This is a genomic window from Mycolicibacterium chubuense (assembly GCF_001044255.1).
Classification (GTDB): domain Bacteria; phylum Actinomycetota; class Actinomycetes; order Mycobacteriales; family Mycobacteriaceae; genus Mycobacterium; species Mycobacterium chubuense.
Genome location: NZ_JYNX01000006.1, coordinates 1 through 16,110 on the forward strand (window position 1 = coordinate 1; position 16,110 = coordinate 16,110).

Genomic DNA, 16,110 nt, shown 5'->3' on the forward strand with positions numbered 1-16,110 from the left:
ATGAAGACGGCGTGGGTGACCGACGACGTCGAGGAGAGTCGCCGGTTGACGAACGCGTACTTCATCACCATCTCGTAGCAGAGCGCGATCAGCCAGACACCCGTCGCCCAGGCCATCACCCGATAGCCGGTCAGGGCTTTGCGGACGGTGTCGATCAGCGGCGCGGGCGATTCGGGTGCGGTCACGTATCGGTTCCTGTCGGTGTCTGGACGTCGCTGTCGGCCTGGGCGAGTTCGGCGAGGTAGGCGTTGTACTCCCGCAGGGTGACGTCGGCCTCGGGCGGCGCGACGCGCGGGCGCTCCGGGAGCAGCCCGGCGGGGATCTCCGTCGGGGTGTCCTGGTGGTGCGGCACAGGTGGGGCGTCCTCGTAGCGGACGAACTTGTAGTACGCGTAGACGCAGAAACCGGCGAACAGCGGCCACTGCAGCGCATAGCCCAGGTTCTGGAAGTCGCCCGAGGTCGATTCGAAACGGGTCCACTGCCACCAGGCCAGCGCAAGGCAGCCGGATGCGGCGGCGATCACCAAGAGGATGAGCGCCGGCCTCCTACGCCGCGTAGTGGACACCGTATAACGGTACCGCGCAGTCCTTGGGGCCGACGAACTCATCGAGCATGGCGGTCGCCTCCTTGCGGTAGATCGACACAGTGTGAACGTCGGATCGCGTCCAGGTGATGCCCAAAAGATCGAGCGCGGCGGTGAACAGGCCGATGATGTCCTCGGAGCGGTTGCTGAAGTGGTACCTGAGGCTGCGGATGCCGCGATCGTTGGCGACGACTCGACACCCGTCGCTGTGCAGGAGTCCGAGCACGAACTCCTCGGTTTCGCGGTCAACGATCGCCTGCTGCCAGGGCTCCAAAACAATCCGCCTGTGGTGCTTGCGGCCGGGTCCGTGCTGAGGCAACAGGCACGGCCAGTGATTCGAAAACAGGTACACGTCTGCGCATCCTGTGGGACGCCAGTAGACGCCGGCGCGTTGCCGCGGAAAAAGCGCGTCGATCGCCGCCCGACAACGGTCGATGATCGCCGGATATCGCTTGTCGCAGGTGATACGAAGGTTGTAGGTGCGCCCTTGGCGCGAAATGCAACCGTCTCCTAGGTACATGCCGAGCACGTAGGCGTAGGGCGCCTCCGGGAGGGCGTCAAAGTCATGGCCGCAGTGGCCCGAACCCGTGCTACTCCGATACCGCGCTCCTGGGCGACGACGCCACTCCCAGACGGTTTTTCTCGGAATGCTTGTTTGCCTTGCAATCTCGCAGTCGTTCAGGCCCCTGAGAATCATGAGCTGGACAGCCTCGAACTCTTCTCTTGATCTGATGTCGACCCCTTCACCCAGTGCTGCAACCAGGATAGGGACGTGGTCCGACAGGTCGGATCAGTGAATGGCGCGCTAAGATCGGCGGGCCTGCGCGAGTGTCGGAACTGGCAGACGAGATGGATTTAGGTTCCATTGCCCGATGGGCGTGGGGGTTCGAGTCCCCCCTCGCGCACAGAACCGCCTCGGCAAGTGTGCGTCCAGAGCGACGATCCGGTGCGAATCTCGCCCTGGACGCACACCAGCCCCGCCGCTAGCCGACTTTCATCTCTCCCATCTCCGACCACCCGGTCGCGTCGATGGTCTGACTGATGATCAACGGCGTCGACGCGAGCAGCGCCGGGGTCTCGGCGACGAACTTCTTGAAGTGCTCGGCGGTGACGTGCTCCTCGCCCGCGTCGCCGTCACGGAAGCCCTCCACCAGGACGTACTCCGAGGGGTCCTCGAGGCTGCGGGACCAGTCGAACCACAGGTTGCCCGGCTCGTTGCGGGTGGCCTCGGTGAACTCGGCCATCAACTGGGGGAAGTTCTCGACGTGCTCGGGCTTCGGGCGGAACTTCACGACGATGAAGATCACTGTGGATCACGTCCTTCTACGGGATGAGGATGGCTCGGCCGCGGACGTTTCCGCTGTCGAGATCGGTGATGGCGGACTGGAAGTCGTCGAGCGAGTACTTCTGGGTGTGCAGGTTGACCGCGCCGCGGGCCGCGAGCGCCATCAGATCGCACAGGTCGTTGTACGAGCCGACCAGGTTGCCGATGAAGTTGATCTCGGTAGAGATGATGTCGATGGTCGGGACGTCGATGTTCTCGCCGTAGCCGACGACGTGGTAGTCCCCGGCGCGGCGCAGCATCGCCACCCCCTCGGCAGTCGCGCCGCCCTCGCCTACGAAGTCGACGACGACCTCGGCGCCGTGCCCGCCGGTCAGGGCCAGCACCTGCTCGACTTGGGTGCCGTCGGCGCGCACGCCGTGGTCGGCGCCGATCGCCTCGGCGAGTTTGAGCGCGTCGGGGTTGCGGTCCACGACGATCAGCTCCGCCGGCGACAGCGCCTTGAGCACCTGGATTCCGATGTGGCCCAACCCTCCTGCGCCGATCACCACGGCCCGGTCCCGCGGGCCGAGCCGCTTGGCGGCTTTGGCGGCGGCGTGGTACGCCGTCAGGCCGGCGTCCGCCAGCGCCGCGACGTCGGACGGTTCGAGCGCGTCGTCGATGCGGACGACACTGCGCGCCGAGGTCTTCAGGTACTCGGCATAACCGCCGCTGGTGTCGATGCCGGGGAACTGGTTCGCCTCGCAGTGCACGTCGTCACCGGACCGGCAGGCCCGGCACAGGCCGCAGGTGATCAGCGGGTGGACGATGACCTTGTCGCCCTCGGCGACGTTGGTGACCGCCGACCCGATCGCGGCCACCCAGCCGGCGTTCTCGTGGCCGATCGTGTACGGCAGTTGCACCTGCGACTTCTCGGCCCACTGGCCTTCGAGGATGTGCAGGTCCGTTCGGCACACCCCCGCCCCGCCGATCTTGACGACGACGTCGAACGGTCCGGACGGAGTGGGGACCGGTACTTCGGTCATCTCCAGGTTCTGGTGGTAACCGACGACCTGGACGGCGCGCATGGTGGACATGTCAGTGGGCTCCTTGGAGATTGGGCATCAGGGTGGACAGGGGGATGAACGTCGCGGGTTCGCCGCCGTACCGGGTGCGCAGCAGGCCACGGCAGAAGTGCGCGTTGCCGTCGATGGAGATCCGTGTCGAGCGGGCGCGGCGCAGCGCCATCGGCACGTCGTCGTAGGGTGCACCGGTTTCGTCGACCAGCACCAGATCGTCTGCTCGCGTGGACAACCCGAGTGTCGCGCGCCGGTGCAGCAGCGCCTCGGTCTCGGGGCCGGCGGGTAGGTCGCCGATCCGTACCGCTCCCATCGACTCCTCGGTGCGCGACGGATCGGCGCGCAGCAGGGAGGTCAGGCACCGTTCCATCGCGGCGGTGTGTGCCTTGCGTTTGAACGTCATCCGCAGGTCGTCGAGGGAGTCCTCGGCCTCGTGACCGAAGGTGCCCCGGTAGCCGGCATCGGCGGCCAGGCCCGCGTTGATGATGTCCGAATCGTGGTGATCGTCGAGCTCGACCACCACCTGGCGCGCCCAATCCAACCCGTTGAGAACGTCTTTGGCGTCCGAGGCCATCAGGTAGGCGAAGTTCGGCGAACAGAACGACGTCGGCAGTCTCAGGTTGAGCTTGACGTTCCCCGACGGCGAGACCACCAGCGAGTGGACGAATCCGAGCGCGGTGATGGGCTCGTCGAGTTCGGGGTCGACGACCGCGGTCAGCGCCGTCATCGCCTCGGCGTCGCGTGTCATGCGTTCGCCATCTCGTCGGCTCCGCGCGGGCCGACGGCCGGTTCGTCGGCGTCGGGCAACTGGAGCTCGGCGGGGACCGGGATGTCGTAGAGCTTCGCGGCGTTGAGGCCGAGGATCTTCTTCTTCTGGTCGACGCTGATCTGCGGGTACTCGCCGAGGTCGTCGGGAATGTTGAAGTCGACGAACGATTCGATCAGCCACTTGGGCGTCCACAGCGCGTAGTCCGACGAGAAGAAGATGCGGTCCTCGCCGACCCAGTACAGCAACTCGCCCATGATCTGAGCGAAGTACTTCGGCCGCGTGTGGATGAAGGGAATCGCGACGGCGAGCCCGGCGTACACGTTGGGTTCCTGGGTGGCGATCCAGCAGAAGTCCTCGAGGCGGGGCAGCCCGCAGTGTTCGACGATGAAGTTGAGGTCGGTGAAGTCCGAGGCGACGTGATCGACGTCGGCGACGTCGAACGCGTCGCGGTCCAGCGGCCGGATCGTCGGCCCCTTGTGGACGTGGATATTGCGGATGCCGAGTTCGCGGCACGCTTCGAAGTATCGGTATGCCCACGGATCGTCGAGCTTCCAGCCGCGGGATTCCCCGTGCCATTCGGCGGTGTAGAGCTTGACGCCCTTGAGGTCGTATTTCTCGGCGTCGAGGCGAAGTTGATCGAGGCCGACCTCGCCGTTGCGGGGGTCGAAGTGATGGTTGTACGTCAGCTTGTCGGGATGCGCCCTCGCCAGGTCCGAGGCCTCGGCGGTCTGGCCGAAACCCTTGTAGTAGAACTCGCCGAGGTGGGCCGGCTGGAAGATGGCGTGGTCGACGTAGCCGAGTTCGAACAGGTCGCGCATCAGCCGCTCGCCGCCCTGGTACAGGTAGTCCTCGTAGCTCCACACCTCGGAATCGGGGGAGAGGTTGCGGTGGTAGTCGTAGAAGCAGTCGATGAACTGCTTGCCGTGGATGTTGCGCTGGTTCTCGGGGCGGGCGTCCCACAGTGCGATGTGGGCGTCGACGATGAAATAGCTCGTGCCGTCTTTGGTGTACATGGATCTCCTTCGCGGGGGTGTGAGGACTGTCACACCACTGCGAGCGACGCTAGGCCGACTTCGGGCGCGCGAGCAGAGCCGACGTGTCTCAATCTGAGACGCTCACCGACCTGCGATGACGACGCCGACTTGCCACGCTTTGTAACGTGGATCACATGCCCGACGGACTGCCCGACCGGATCGGCGCCCGCCGTCTGGAACCCACGGCCGTGCCGGACCGGCTGCTCGCGTCCTGGCAGCGCAGTGAGGACTACGGCATCCCACTGGACGGTGTCGAACCGGTGTTCACGGGCACGGAGAATCTCGGCTCGCTGTTCTTCGAGTGCGGCAACGAGGTCCTGGCCGACCTGCACCGGACGTTGGCCGACGAGCCGATCAGCCTGATGCTCACCGACGCCGACGGCGTGGTGCTGTCGCGACTGTCCGGTGATCACTCCCTGCTGAAGGCCCTCGACGATGTCCACCTCGCGCCGGGGTTCGCCTACTCCGAGCGAGACGTCGGAACCAACGGTCTCGGTCTGGCGCTGGCCGACCGGGCACCGACCCTGATCCGCGCCGACCAGCACTACGCGCTGAGCCTGAACCTGTTCACCTGCGCTGCCGTTCCGGTGCTCGACCCGCGGTCGGGGCTCCTCGAAGGCAGCGTCAACCTCACCACCTGGTCACACTCCTCGAGCGATCTGCTGCTCGCGCTCGCCCGGTCGGCGGCCAGCAACACCACCGCGCTGATGCTGGCGCGCAACGCGGGTCGGCGTGCCCGTCCCACGCCACGCGGCCAGGTCTTCCGGGTGGAGGTCCCGCGGCTGGAGCCCGGATCGGGCACCTTGAGTGCGCTGTCGTCCCCGTGGACGGACGCCGTGGCGTACGCGGCGGACGCGATGTCGGTGGGCAGCATCGTGGCGGCGATCGGTGAGCCCGGGGCCGGACGGGCCACCGCGCTGGGCCAGGCCGCACGCCGCGCGCATCCCCGTGACCGGATCCTGTCTGCGGGGGCGCCGGAACCCGACGACGTTGCGACCTGGCTGAGCCTGTGGACTCCTGAGCTCGGAAAATCGCACACCGCGGTGATCGTGCGCGAGGTGGACTTGCTTCCCGTGTGGGCGGCGGAGCGACTGCGCGACCTGATCACCCGCGGCGCCACCACCGGGGCGGCGGTGCCGTTCGCGGTCACCGCGGAACGCTTCGCCGACATCCCGGCGGCTCTCGCACGCCTCGTCGACACCGTCGTCGAGGTGCCGCCGCTGCGCGATCGCCCCAGCGACGTGCTTCCTTTGGCCGCCCATATCGCGCGCCGGGCCCGGGGCCGTGACGTCGGCTTCACCCCGGCCGCAGCCCGGGCGCTGCACGGATTCGGCTGGCCCGGCAACGCCGATCAGCTCTGTTCGGTGGTCAGGCACGCGGTGAGCCGTACCGATCTCGTGGACGTCGGGCATCTGCCCTCGGAGGTGCTGGCCGGTAACACCCGCAGGCTGTCGCGCATCGAGGCGTTCGAGCGCGGTGAGATCATCCGGGTGCTGGCGTTCGGCGCGCCGACGATGGCCGACGCCGCCCGCGAACTCGGGATGAGCCGCGCGACGCTCTACCGCAAGATCGCGCAGTACGACATCGACGCCGCGCGCCTGCACGGCTGACCGGTCAGGCAGAGATCTCGACGGCAGCCGGTTCGTGGGCTTGAGCGGTGAAGCAGAAGATGCTCGCGGCGAAGCTGACCAGTGCGACCGCGCCGGCGAGAACCGCGAGGAGCGTCTCGGACAGCCCCCAGCTCGCGAGCGCGAAGGCGACCGCGATGATCGCGGTGACGAGGAGGAAGAGCCCCGTCGTGGCGACGGCCTCGTTGAACGGATCTTCTGCGTGGGCGTTGCCGGCCGTCTCGGCCATGGTGTTCCTCCTCGAGCTGCCTACCTACCGGCGTGTTGTCGCAGAAGTTACCCCCTCGTCAATCACGGAAAACCTCCGATGGCGTGACCATGGTCACCGCGATCGCCGCTCGTTGCGGTGCGCACGGTCCGGCGCGGGAAGGCGGTGGTTCTGCGACCATGAACGGCATGATCCGTCTCGAGCGGGGAAAGATCAGGCTATGAGCGACGTGAAGTTCCTGGATCTGCATGGCGACCGGCTCGCGTACCGGGACGAGGGCAGCGGTGACGACGTGTTGCTGCTGATCCACGGTATGGCAGGCAGTTCTGAGACGTGGCGGTCGGTGATACCCCGGCTCGCCAAGCGTTACCGCGTGGTCGCCCCGGACCTGCTGGGGCACGGGCAATCCGCCAAGCCGCGTAGTGACTACTCCCTGGGCGCGTTCGCGGTGTGGTTGCGTGACCTGCTCGACGAACTCGGCATCGCGCAAGCCACGGTCGTGGGCCAGTCGCTGGGTGGCGGCGTGGCGATGCAGTTCGCCTATCAGCATCGCGACTACTGCCAGCGTCTGATCCTGATCAGCAGCGGCGGGCTGGGGCAGGACGTCGGGTGGACCCTGCGTCTGCTCTCCGCGCCCGGTGCCGAGTTCCTGCTTCCCGTGATCGCGCCGCCGCCGGTGGTCAAGGTGGGCAACACGATTCGCGGCTGGTTGTCCGCCAGGAGTATTCATTCGCCGCGCGGCGCGGAGATGTGGAGCGCGTATTCGTCGCTGTCCGACGCCCAGACCCGGCAGGCTTTCCTGCGGACCCTGCGCTCGGTGGTCGACTACCGCGGGCAGGCCGTCAGCGCGCTCAACCGGTTGTACCTCACCTCCGAGATGCCGGCCCTGGTGATCTGGGGCGACGACGATCGGATCATCCCGGTGCAGCACGCCTATGCGCTCAGCGAACTTCATCCCGCATGCCGCCTCGAGGTGCTGTCGGGAGTCGGCCATTTCCCGCATGTCGAGAGACCCGACGACGTCGTCGACCTGATCGACGACTTCATCACCTCGACCGCCGAGCCGGTCGCCCCGCCGGTGACCGACCCGATCGGCTGAGCGGACTACCTCTTCCGGACCGGATGCCCGTTGCGCTCGGCCAGTGACCGCAACTGCTTGAGGGCGAACTGGCGGTTACGGCCGCCTTCGGGCAGCACGATGCCGGCCCAGAGCCCCACTGCTCCGGGCGTCACGCACGCCTCGCGGGCGCACTGCCACCGGCGAGGGCAGGACCTGCAGAGTTCCTTGGCGCCCTCGTCCGCCGTGGTGGTCCATCGGTCGGGATCGCGCGTGCACGGCGCGGTCCACGCCTCTTCGTCGATCGATACCGGATACATGGCCACACCCCATTCCCTGCCGTTCTCTGTCGGTTACGACGATACGCGTGTATCGCACCGACAATACATTTGTACCGTCGCCCGCGCTGGGCGGCGGTGTTGTCTACGGTTACCCACGTGATGTCCGACGCAGACGTAAAAACGGGTGGCGAGCCCCGCAACATCGAGCGAATCCGTGTTGCGGCGCTGCGCAGCTTCGCGCTGCACGGGACGGCGGCGACGACGATGCGCGGGGTCGCCGCCGCGGCCGGGGTGTCACTGGGGCTGGTGCAGCATCATTTCGCGACGAAGGCAGGTCTGATCAGCGCGGTCGACGAATACGTACTGAAGCTGCTCGTCTCGTCGCTGGCCGAGCCGCTGCCCGACCCGCCCGTCGACTCGGTCACCGAGATCGGTACCCGGGTCACCACGCTCATCGCCGAGCAACCGGATGTCGCGGCGTATCTGAGCCGGGCGCTGATGGACGGGAGCCCCATCGGCGCGCAGTTCTTCGACACGCTGCTCGCGGTGGGCATCTCGCGGTGGCAGCAGCGCATCGACCGGGGTGAGGTGCGCCCCGATATCGACCTCACCTGGGCTGCGATCAACGCGATGGTGCTCGCGCTCGGAACCATCAGCCTCAGATCCCATGTCGAGCGGCATCTGGGCGCGCCGCTCACCAGCCCGGGCCAACTCGAACGCTGGCAGAGGTCCGTCGACTCGCTGTTGCGTGACGGCCTGTTCCGCCCCGGACCGTCATCGTGACGGCGCTGCGGGGCGTTCGCCGGCAACTCGCTTGCGATACGTGCTGGGGGTCTCGCCGCTGAACGCGGCGAAGGCGCGGGTGAAGGAACTGATGCTGCTGAATCCGACATCGGTGGCCGTCTGTTGCACCGACTGTGCCGGGGCGGCGAGCAGCGCCATGGCCCGCAGCATCCGGGCGTGCAGAAGGTAAGTGCGCCACGGCATTCCGAGGGTATCGGCAAACAACCGGCGCAGCGTTCGCTCGGACACTGCGACCGCCCTGCTGACCTCCTCGCAGGTGACCGTACCGAGGTGCGCCTTGGTGTAGGCCAGGGCCGCGGCGACGAGCGGTTCCTCTGAGGTCGGCAGGCTCAGGGGCGCCTCGTGGTCGAGCGCCTCGCCGACGAGCGCGGCCAGCGTACGGAAGAACCCCTCGGAGACGCCGTCGTCCTCGGCGGTGCCCGGCCGGCGATCGATCGGCCAACGCAACGCGTAGATCATCATCTCCCGGATCAGGGGGGACACCGCGAGGATGCGGGCCCGGTCGCCGCCCTCGCGGAGCAGCGTGCGGTCGAACATCACCGCGACGGTCTTGACGTCGGGATTCATCACGGCCTGGTGTTCCAGTCCGGCGGGAATCCACGCCGCCTGTTGCGGAGGGAGGAGATAGTGCGCCGAGTCGGTCTCGACCTCGACGACACCGTGCAGGGCGTATTCGATCTGGTGGACCTCGTGGGAGTGCCAACCGGTGATCAACGCGTCGCCCTCGTAGAGATAGCTGCCGCCGAGCGCCTGCCCGCCGCGGCGCAGTTCGATCACCGGACGAGGCTTGGCCGCTGTGGACAAGAATCTGTCCGAACGCGCGGAGACGGTCACGAGATCTCACGGTACTACTGATCTCATGAACGCCGACGACCTGATTCTGGTGAGCATCGACGACCATGTGGTGGAACCGCCCGACATGTTCCTGCGCCACGTCCCCGCCAAGTACAAGGAGGAGGCGCCGATCGTCGTCACCGACGACAAGGGCGTCGACCAGTGGATGTACCAGGGCCGCCCGCAGGGAGTCAGCGGCCTGAACGCCGTCGTGTCCTGGCCCGCCGAGGAATGGGGACGCGATCCGGCGGGGTTCGCCGAGATGCGGCCGGGCGTGTACGACGTGCACGAGCGCGTCCGCGACATGAACCGCAACGGCATCCTCGCCTCGATGTGCTTCCCGACCTTCACCGGCTTCTCGGCCCGCCATCTCAACATGCACCGCGAGGAGGCGACGCTGGTGATGGTGTCGGCCTACAACGACTGGCACATCGACGAGTGGGCCGGCTCGTACCCGGATCGCTTCATCCCGATCGCGATCCTGCCGACCTGGAACCCCGAGGCGATGTGCAACGAGATCCGCCGGGTGGCCGCCAAAGGCTGCCGCGCGGTGACGATGCCCGAACTCCCGCATCTGGAAGGACTTCCGAGTTATCACGACGACGACTACTGGGGTCCGGTGTTCCGGACCCTCTCGGACGAGAACGTCGTCATGTGCCTGCACATCGGCACTGGATTCGGCGCGATCAGCATGGCGCCCAATGCCCCCATCGACAACATGATCATCCTGGCCACCCAGGTCTCGGCGATGTGCGCCCAGGACCTGCTGTGGGGTCCGGCGATGCGCAGCTACCCGGACCTCAAGTTCGCCTTCTCCGAGGGTGGCATCGGCTGGATCCCGTTCTATCTCGATCGCAGCGACCGGCACTACACGAATCAGAAGTGGCTGCGCCGTGACTTCGGGGACAAGCTGCCCAGCGAGGTGTTCCGCGAGCACTCGCTGGCCTGCTATGTCACCGACAAGACCTCACTGAAGCTGCGGCACGAGATCGGCATCGACATCATCGCCTGGGAGTGCGATTACCCGCACTCCGACTGCTTCTGGCCCGACGCGCCCGAGCAGGTGCTGGCCGAGCTGAACGCCGCCGGGGCGTCGGATACGGACATCGACAAGATCACGTGGCAGAACTCCTGCCGCTTCTTCGGCTGGGATCCGTTCGCGCGCACCGAGAAAGCCGACGCCAGCGTCGCCGCGCTGCGCGCCAAGGGGGCCGACGTCGACGTGTCGATCCGGCCGCGCGCCGAGTGGGCTCGGCGCTATCACGACAGGCAGCTCGCTCAGGCCTGAGTGAGACGCCGTACCGCGGCGAACGGCGACCACCGCCGCGGTGGACGGCGCCGCGCGTACGGCCAGGGCTGATGCCGCTCCGGAACCGATTCCGCGCGAACCAGTTTGAGTTCTGCGCGCAGGTGCGAACGCAGCTCGTGCAGGTCCGGATCGGTCCACCGGTTGACCGCCTCCACAGGATCCGCAGTGAGGTCGTAGAGTTCCCACTGGTCGTCGAGCGGATCGTTGCGGTACATCGGCCCACCCAGGCCGGTCGCCGCGAGGTGACGCACCCCCGGCTCGGTCCAGGTGGCGGGGTCGTCGAACGAGCGCACCAGCTTCCAGAGATGGCCCGCGCCCCCGGGCGCCGCGTCGTCTTCGACCCGCAGCACGAGGCCTTCGAAGTTCGCGGCGGTGTGGGCGGGGATGCGGATGCGCAGCGGCGCAGGCACATTCGTGGTCAACTTCAGCATCCGGGCCAGGCCGGACGCCCCGGTGTCGCCCTCGAGCACGTTGTCCCGTGTCATCAGGTAGACGGCGCGCGCGTCGTCGGCAGTGGCGCCGTCGACCACCGGCATCAGGTCCCGGCCGGGCAGAGGATGGACCTCGGTGAACGACTCGGCGAGCACCCGCGCGGTCGCCTCGACGTCGACTCCCGCGGCTGACAGCAGCGTCGGCACCAGGTCGACATGGGACGTGGGAGCGGTCACCGTGCGCGGCGACGACGTGCGCGCCCCGACCCGGGCGATGACGAACGGGACGCGCGTGGCTTCGTCGTAGAGGTTGAACCACTTCTGGTGCAGCCCGCCGTGCGCCCCCAGCAGGTCGCCGTGGTCGGCCGTGCGGACGAGCACCGCGTCGGCCGAGCCGCCGTCGGTCACCGCTCGGCGGACCCGGTCGATCGGGGAGTCGACCTCCGCGTGCAACCGGTAGTACAGGTCGCGGTAGGACTGCGCGTTGCGCCGGTACGTCCGCTCGATCGTCCGGGCGGGGCCGTACCCGGAGTAGTACGCCTCGCGGAAGGCGATCTGCGCGGCGGGCTTTCCCGCCAGATCCTCCTCGGCGGTGGGGGCCGGCGGCACGTGCGGTGGGTCCAGCGGGGACGGTCGTAACGGACTGCGCCGTGCCCAGGCCGGAAACAACACGATGTCGTGCGGGTTGACGAAGCTCGCGACCAGCAGGAAGGGCCGCGCCGCCTCGGGGTCACCGGCGCGGCGCCGGGCGTAGCGGTCCTCGAGCCATGCGACGACGCGGTCGGCGATCAGCGGATCGCGCCGCACACCGGCATTGGACAGCTTGGCGCCGTGCGGCTCAGGACCGACCCATCCGGAGAAGCCGTAGGGCGCAAGCGGATCCGCGTCGAGGTACCGGTGTACCGCATCGGGGTCGACGACCCCGTCGTCGTCGTTGGTGGCCAGCGATTCCCCGGTGGCGGGGTCGACGAGATCAGCGTGGGAGATGTGCCACTTGCCGTCGTAGTGGGTGTCGTAGCCGGCCGCGCGGAACCAGTTGCCCAGTGTCGGCACCTCGCCGCGGCGCAGCCAGCGCAGCCGGGAATCGTCGTGAGCCTTGCCGATCCCGTCGGTCTGGGTGACGCCGTGCAGGTCGGGATACTGGCCGGTGAAGATCGTCGGCCGGCTGGGCACGCAGGCCAGCGAGCCGGTGTAGTGGCGGGCGAAGCTGACCCCGTGCGCGTCGAACCACGCTCTGCCCGGCAGATTCTCGTGCCGCCACGCGGCCAGAGCCGCCGGTTCGTAGGGAGGAGCTGCGCGCTCTTCGTCGGTCATCACGATCACGATGTCCGGTCGCGCAGAGGTCATGACGAAACCCTTTCGGTTGCCGTGGCCAGTGAATCCAGCAGTGGTGCCGATCGTCTCGCCACCAGCTTCGCCGCGATCCGCTCGAGGATCCGGCCCAGTGGGCCGGCCGTCGTGCGCACCGATGTGGTCAGCGTGACGGTGGTCCCCGGGTCGGTCGGCGACTCGCCCCGGGGCAGCACGTCCCAGCGGTTGGACACCGACAGCCGCGGCGGTAGGCCGGCGATCTCGTACTGGAGGACGTGTGGCGCGCGGTAGTCGGTGATCGTCTCGACCACGGTGTCGCGGCCCATCTGCACCCGCCGGGTCAGCCCCAGGGGTGGCTTCGCCTCGACGTGGTTGAGCAGGCAGCAGTGGTCGACACCGGCCGCCCAGCCGGCCAGGTCGCCGAAGTCGGCGAGCAACGCCCAGACCGCCGCCGGTTCGGCGGACAGGGTGCAGGTCCGGCTGACCTGTGCCATGGGCTCATCATCGCGTGTGACGGCCGGCTGCGCTGGCCGATCAGGGCACACGCAGCCCGCCGATCACGGTGCGGGTGATGGATTCGGCCCGCCGGCGCGGGAAAGCGCGGCCTTCGGTCAGTACGGCGTAGACGATGCCGCCGACGATGGCGTCGGCGGCGTCGCGGGCCGCGTCGTCATCGCACCCGTGATCGAGCAACCGGTTACGCACGGTGTCGTGCAGCGGGGCCGAGAAGCCCGCGTTCAGCCGCGCCGCGGTGTCCGGGTGCTCCATCCCCGCGGTGGTCAGAAACCGCAGCATCGCATTGCCCCTGGCCGTGGTCAGCGCCGCCGCCAGGTCGACCGCCCAGGCGCAGACGTCTGCGGTGACGTCGGTGCCGGAGGCCACCGGGCGCAGGATCCGGTCGGCGTCTTCGAGGATGACGTCGGCGACCAGGGCATGCCTGCTGGGCCACCAGCGGTAGATCGTCTGCTTGCCGACGCCCGCCCGGGCGGCCACGGCCTCGATGGTGAGCTTGTCGAAACCGCGGTCGAGCAGCAGTTCGCGGGTCGCTGTGACGATGGCCCGGCGCGACTTCTCGCTGCGTCGCCGGGGCGCGGTGACCGCAACGGCCATCGGCGACCTCCTGACTGATCACGGCTTTACACGCAGGTGCTGCAGCCGTAGTGTGCCACAAGACGAGACGGTGCGTCTCGTGAGCGGCCGACGAGGGGTGAGATGTCCATGGCGGGAACGGCACTGGTGATCGGTGCCGACGCGACCCGCCGATCGACGACCGTGCGGGAGCTGACGTGACGATCGGGCTCACCCCCGAGCAGGACCAGTTGGCCGCCGCCGTGACGGATTTCGCCGAGCGGCACGCGCCCATCGAGAAGACCCGCCACACCTTCGACTCCCTCGCCGCGGGGGAGCTGCCCGCGTGGTGGGACGAGTTCGTCGCCAACGGTTTTCACGCCGTACACCTGCCCGAACGTGTCGGGGGACAGGGCGGGACGCTGACCGACACGGCCTGCGTGATCGAAGCCGCCGCTACGGCCATGCTGCCCGGTCCGGTGCTGCCCACCATCATCGCCGGCGCCGTGGCATTGCTGGCCGACGACACCGCCGCCGCTCAGGCGCTGCTCGTCCGGCTCGCCGACGGCGCGCCGGCGGCGCTGATCACCGACCGCGACGGGCTGCGCGCGACGCCGGCCGACACCGGCTGGACGCTGAGCGGCACCACGGCCGCCACGCCCGGTCTGTGTGCCGCGCAGGTGATCCTCGCGCCCGCACGCTGCGCAGGCCGCACCCTGTGGCTGATCATCGACCCCGCCGCACCGGGTGCGCAGATCAGCCCGCTCAGGGGCACCGACAAGACCGTGGACGTGGGTGCCCTCCAGCTCGACGGACATCACTGTGCGGAGAGCAGGCTGCTCACCGGCATCGACGACGAACGGGCGCGCTGCCTGGCGGTCGCGCTGACGGCCGGCGCCGCCTCCGGGGTCATCCGGTGGTGTGTGCGCGCCGTGACCGAGCACCTACGCACGCGCGAGCAGTTCGGCCGCCCGATCGGCTCGTTTCAGGCGCTGCAGCATCAGGCGGCCATGCTGCTGGTCAACAGCGAACTGGCGACCGCAGCGGCGTGGGATGCGGCGCGTTCGGCGTCGGAGTCCCTGACGCAGAACCGGATCGCGGCGGCATCGGCCGCACTGATGGCGGTCGGTCCGGCGCCCGACCTGGTGCTCGACTCGCTGACCATGTTCGGTGCGATCGGCTACACCTGGGAACACGACCTGCATCTGTACTGGCGCAAGGCCACCAGCCTGGCCGCCTCGATCGGACCGGCGAGCCGCTACGGCTACGAACTCGGGGAGCTCACCCGCGCCGAGAGCCGCGACGTCGCCGTCGATCTCGGCGACCTCGAGGCAGATTTCCGGGCCACCGTCGCCGGCGTCCTCGACGAAGCGGCCACGCTGCGCAACGACCGGCCGGGGCGGCAGGGGGACTACGAGAACCTCGCCACGGGTCCGCAGCGCACCCTGCTCGCGGACGCCGGGCTGATCGCCCCGCACTGGCCGCGACCCTGGGGCGTCGACGCCACGGCGCTGCAGCAGTTGATCATCGACGAGGAGTTCGCCAGGCGCCCACAGCTGGTGCGGCCGTCGTTGGGCATCGCCGAATGGATCATGCCGTCGCTGATCAGCTCCGCGCCCGAACATGTCGCGCAGCGGTTCATTCCACCGACCCAACGTGGCGAACTCGGCTGGTGCCAGCTGTTCAGCGAGCCCGGCGCCGGGTCCGACCTGGCGGCGCTGACGACGCGTGCAACGAAGGTCGACGGCGGCTGGCGGATCAACGGCCACAAGATCTGGACCTCCTCGGCGCACACCGCCGACTTCGGGGCCCTGCTGGCGCGGACCGATCCGGATGCGGCCAAGCACCGGGGCATCGGTTACTTCATCGTCGACATGCGCTCCGACGGCATCGACATCCAGCCGATCCGGCAGGCCACCGGTGAAGCGCATTTCAACGAGGTCTTCCTCACCGAGGTGTTCGTTCCCGACGAACTCCTGCTCGGCGGTCCGACGGACGGCTGGAATCTGGCGATCGCGACCATGGCCCAGGAACGTGTGGCCATCAGCGGTTACGTGAACTTCGACCGGGCGCGCATCCTGCGTGCGCTGGCCGATGACGGCAGCCAGGATCAGGTCCGGGTGCGCAGCGCGCTGGGGGAAGCCGACGCTTACGCCACCGCGATCAAGGTGCTGGCTGTGCGCGAGGTGCTGCGCCTGCTCGACGGCCAGGCACCCGGGCCGGCGTCGAGCATCGCCAAGGTGGCGATGAACGTGATGTTGCGCAGAACCTTCGCGGCCAGCCTCGACCTGTCGGCTCCGGCGGGCCTGCTCGAGGATGCCGGGCCGGGAGAGTCGCCGCTGATCGAGCAGTACTTCCACCTGCCGGCCGAACTCATCGGCGGGGGCACCAGAGAGATCCAGCTCAACATCATCGCTCAGATGATCCTCGGGTTGCCCCGCGCCTGAAAGACA

At 68.4% G+C, this 16,110-nt stretch carries 18 protein-coding genes and 1 tRNA gene; 6 read left to right on the forward strand and 13 right to left on the reverse strand.

Going from position 1 to position 16,110, the window contains the following annotated elements:
* The 3 genes from MCHUDSM44219_RS00575 to MCHUDSM44219_RS00585 all read right to left on the reverse strand — a co-directional run.
* The coding region (locus MCHUDSM44219_RS00575; RefSeq protein WP_048416282.1) for a DUF3817 domain-containing protein at positions 1–185 on the reverse strand (185 nt) is incomplete at its 3' end.
* A complete protein-coding gene (locus tag MCHUDSM44219_RS00580) occupies positions 182–565 on the reverse strand; it encodes a lipoprotein LprD (protein ID WP_048416283.1) in 384 nt (127 codons plus the stop codon). The genes MCHUDSM44219_RS00580 and MCHUDSM44219_RS00575, both read right to left, overlap by 4 nt.
* Positions 546–1,103, reverse strand: a complete 558-nt coding sequence (locus tag MCHUDSM44219_RS00585) for a hypothetical protein (protein WP_236695301.1) — start codon at positions 1,101–1,103, stop codon at positions 546–548. Before MCHUDSM44219_RS00585 ends, MCHUDSM44219_RS00580 begins: the two co-directional genes overlap by 20 nt.
* A 302-nt stretch (positions 1,104–1,405) precedes the next feature.
* On the opposite strand from MCHUDSM44219_RS00585, the gene MCHUDSM44219_RS00590 reads away from it, so the two are divergent.
* Positions 1,406–1,488: transfer RNA gene (locus MCHUDSM44219_RS00590), tRNA-Leu, on the forward strand.
* Positions 1,489–1,566: 78 nt separating this feature from the next.
* Here the strand turns inward: MCHUDSM44219_RS00590 and MCHUDSM44219_RS00595 are convergent.
* Genes MCHUDSM44219_RS00595 through MCHUDSM44219_RS00610 form a run of 4 tightly spaced genes read right to left on the reverse strand, consistent with a single transcriptional unit; the run spans position 1,567 to position 4,705 of the window.
* A complete protein-coding gene (locus MCHUDSM44219_RS00595; RefSeq protein ID WP_048416285.1) occupies positions 1,567–1,890 on the reverse strand; it encodes a putative quinol monooxygenase in 324 nt (107 codons plus the stop codon).
* Between the two features lie 16 nt (positions 1,891–1,906).
* The gene (locus MCHUDSM44219_RS00600) at positions 1,907–2,932 is read right to left on the reverse strand and encodes an NAD(P)-dependent alcohol dehydrogenase (RefSeq protein ID WP_048416314.1); all 1,026 of its coding nucleotides are present in this window, start codon (positions 2,930–2,932) and stop codon (positions 1,907–1,909) included.
* A 10-nt stretch (positions 2,933–2,942) separates the two neighbouring features.
* Positions 2,943–3,671 (reverse strand): iron-sulfur cluster assembly protein, encoded by a 729-nt coding sequence (locus MCHUDSM44219_RS00605; RefSeq protein WP_048416286.1) that lies wholly within the window; start codon positions 3,669–3,671, stop codon positions 2,943–2,945.
* Positions 3,668–4,705, reverse strand: a complete 1,038-nt coding sequence (locus MCHUDSM44219_RS00610; RefSeq protein ID WP_048416287.1) for an amidohydrolase family protein — start codon at positions 4,703–4,705, stop codon at positions 3,668–3,670. Before MCHUDSM44219_RS00610 ends, MCHUDSM44219_RS00605 begins: the two co-directional genes overlap by 4 nt.
* A 155-nt stretch (positions 4,706–4,860) precedes the next feature.
* Between MCHUDSM44219_RS00610 and MCHUDSM44219_RS00615 the strand changes: the two genes are divergently transcribed.
* The gene (locus MCHUDSM44219_RS00615; RefSeq protein WP_048416288.1) at positions 4,861–6,336 is read left to right on the forward strand and encodes an AAA-type ATPase lid domain-containing protein; all 1,476 of its coding nucleotides are present in this window, start codon (positions 4,861–4,863) and stop codon (positions 6,334–6,336) included.
* A gap of 4 nt (positions 6,337–6,340) precedes the next feature.
* Here the strand turns inward: MCHUDSM44219_RS00615 and MCHUDSM44219_RS00620 are convergent, their stop codons facing one another.
* On the reverse strand, positions 6,341–6,583 hold the full coding sequence (locus MCHUDSM44219_RS00620; RefSeq protein ID WP_048416289.1) for a hypothetical protein: 243 nt from the start codon (positions 6,581–6,583) through the stop codon (positions 6,341–6,343).
* 199 nt (positions 6,584–6,782) lie between these two features.
* Between MCHUDSM44219_RS00620 and MCHUDSM44219_RS00625 the strand changes: the two genes are divergently transcribed.
* Positions 6,783–7,661: an alpha/beta fold hydrolase gene (locus tag MCHUDSM44219_RS00625; RefSeq protein WP_048416290.1), complete on the forward strand. Its 879-nt coding sequence runs from the start codon at positions 6,783–6,785 to the stop codon at positions 7,659–7,661.
* Between the two features lie 5 nt (positions 7,662–7,666).
* Here MCHUDSM44219_RS00625 and MCHUDSM44219_RS00630 read toward each other — a convergent pair whose 3' ends face one another.
* Positions 7,667–7,939: a WhiB family transcriptional regulator gene (locus MCHUDSM44219_RS00630; RefSeq protein WP_048416291.1), complete on the reverse strand. Its 273-nt coding sequence runs from the start codon at positions 7,937–7,939 to the stop codon at positions 7,667–7,669.
* A 120-nt stretch (positions 7,940–8,059) separates the two neighbouring features.
* On the opposite strand from MCHUDSM44219_RS00630, the gene MCHUDSM44219_RS00635 reads away from it, so the two are divergent.
* Entirely contained in the window at positions 8,060–8,683 is a 624-nt protein-coding gene (locus tag MCHUDSM44219_RS00635) for a TetR/AcrR family transcriptional regulator (RefSeq protein ID WP_048416292.1), read from the forward strand.
* Here MCHUDSM44219_RS00635 and MCHUDSM44219_RS00640 read toward each other — a convergent pair.
* Positions 8,675–9,538, reverse strand: a complete 864-nt coding sequence (locus MCHUDSM44219_RS00640; RefSeq protein ID WP_048416293.1) for an AraC family transcriptional regulator — start codon at positions 9,536–9,538, stop codon at positions 8,675–8,677. The two genes, MCHUDSM44219_RS00635 and MCHUDSM44219_RS00640, sit on opposite strands and share 9 nt — an antisense overlap.
* 25 nt (positions 9,539–9,563) lie before the next feature.
* Between MCHUDSM44219_RS00640 and MCHUDSM44219_RS00645 the strand changes: the two genes are divergently transcribed.
* Positions 9,564–10,826, forward strand: coding sequence for an amidohydrolase family protein (locus MCHUDSM44219_RS00645; RefSeq protein WP_048416294.1), 1,263 nt, complete (start codon positions 9,564–9,566; stop codon positions 10,824–10,826).
* Here MCHUDSM44219_RS00645 and MCHUDSM44219_RS00650 read toward each other — a convergent pair.
* The 3 genes from MCHUDSM44219_RS00650 to MCHUDSM44219_RS00660 are packed head-to-tail and all read right to left on the reverse strand — an operon-like array spanning position 10,817 to position 13,699.
* Complete coding sequence (locus tag MCHUDSM44219_RS00650; RefSeq protein WP_048416295.1) at positions 10,817–12,625, reverse strand: sulfatase-like hydrolase/transferase; 1,809 nt, start codon at positions 12,623–12,625, stop codon at positions 10,817–10,819. The genes MCHUDSM44219_RS00645 and MCHUDSM44219_RS00650 overlap by 10 nt on opposite strands.
* Entirely contained in the window at positions 12,622–13,083 is a 462-nt protein-coding gene (locus MCHUDSM44219_RS00655) for an SRPBCC family protein (protein ID WP_048416296.1), read from the reverse strand. Before MCHUDSM44219_RS00655 ends, MCHUDSM44219_RS00650 begins: the two co-directional genes overlap by 4 nt.
* A 40-nt stretch (positions 13,084–13,123) precedes the next feature.
* Entirely contained in the window at positions 13,124–13,699 is a 576-nt protein-coding gene (locus tag MCHUDSM44219_RS00660) for a TetR/AcrR family transcriptional regulator (RefSeq protein WP_048416297.1), read from the reverse strand.
* Between the two features lie 176 nt (positions 13,700–13,875).
* Between MCHUDSM44219_RS00660 and MCHUDSM44219_RS00665 the strand changes: the two genes are divergently transcribed.
* On the forward strand, positions 13,876–16,104 hold the full coding sequence (locus MCHUDSM44219_RS00665; protein WP_048416298.1) for an acyl-CoA dehydrogenase family protein: 2,229 nt from the start codon (positions 13,876–13,878) through the stop codon (positions 16,102–16,104).
* Positions 16,105–16,110 lie beyond the last annotated feature (6 nt).

Coding starts and splice junctions, on each gene's coding strand:
- MCHUDSM44219_RS00585 (WP_236695301.1), bottom strand. CDS start 1,103: ATGTACCTAGGAGACGGTTGCATTTCGCGCCAAGGGCGCACCTACAAC.
- MCHUDSM44219_RS00600 (WP_048416314.1), bottom strand. CDS start 2,932: ATGCGCGCCGTCCAGGTCGTCGGTTACCACCAGAACCTGGAGATGACC.
- MCHUDSM44219_RS00605 (WP_048416286.1), bottom strand. CDS start 3,671: ATGACACGCGACGCCGAGGCGATGACGGCGCTGACCGCGGTCGTCGAC.
- MCHUDSM44219_RS00610 (WP_048416287.1), bottom strand. CDS start 4,705: ATGTACACCAAAGACGGCACGAGCTATTTCATCGTCGACGCCCACATC.
- MCHUDSM44219_RS00615 (WP_048416288.1), top strand. CDS start 4,861: ATGCCCGACGGACTGCCCGACCGGATCGGCGCCCGCCGTCTGGAACCC.
- MCHUDSM44219_RS00620 (WP_048416289.1), bottom strand. CDS start 6,583: ATGGCCGAGACGGCCGGCAACGCCCACGCAGAAGATCCGTTCAACGAG.
- MCHUDSM44219_RS00625 (WP_048416290.1), top strand. CDS start 6,783: ATGAGCGACGTGAAGTTCCTGGATCTGCATGGCGACCGGCTCGCGTAC.
- MCHUDSM44219_RS00630 (WP_048416291.1), bottom strand. CDS start 7,939: ATGTATCCGGTATCGATCGACGAAGAGGCGTGGACCGCGCCGTGCACG.
- MCHUDSM44219_RS00635 (WP_048416292.1), top strand. CDS start 8,060: ATGTCCGACGCAGACGTAAAAACGGGTGGCGAGCCCCGCAACATCGAG.
- MCHUDSM44219_RS00645 (WP_048416294.1), top strand. CDS start 9,564: ATGAACGCCGACGACCTGATTCTGGTGAGCATCGACGACCATGTGGTG.
- MCHUDSM44219_RS00650 (WP_048416295.1), bottom strand. CDS start 12,625: ATGACCTCTGCGCGACCGGACATCGTGATCGTGATGACCGACGAAGAG.
- MCHUDSM44219_RS00655 (WP_048416296.1), bottom strand. CDS start 13,083: ATGGCACAGGTCAGCCGGACCTGCACCCTGTCCGCCGAACCGGCGGCG.
- MCHUDSM44219_RS00660 (WP_048416297.1), bottom strand. CDS start 13,699: ATGGCCGTTGCGGTCACCGCGCCCCGGCGACGCAGCGAGAAGTCGCGC.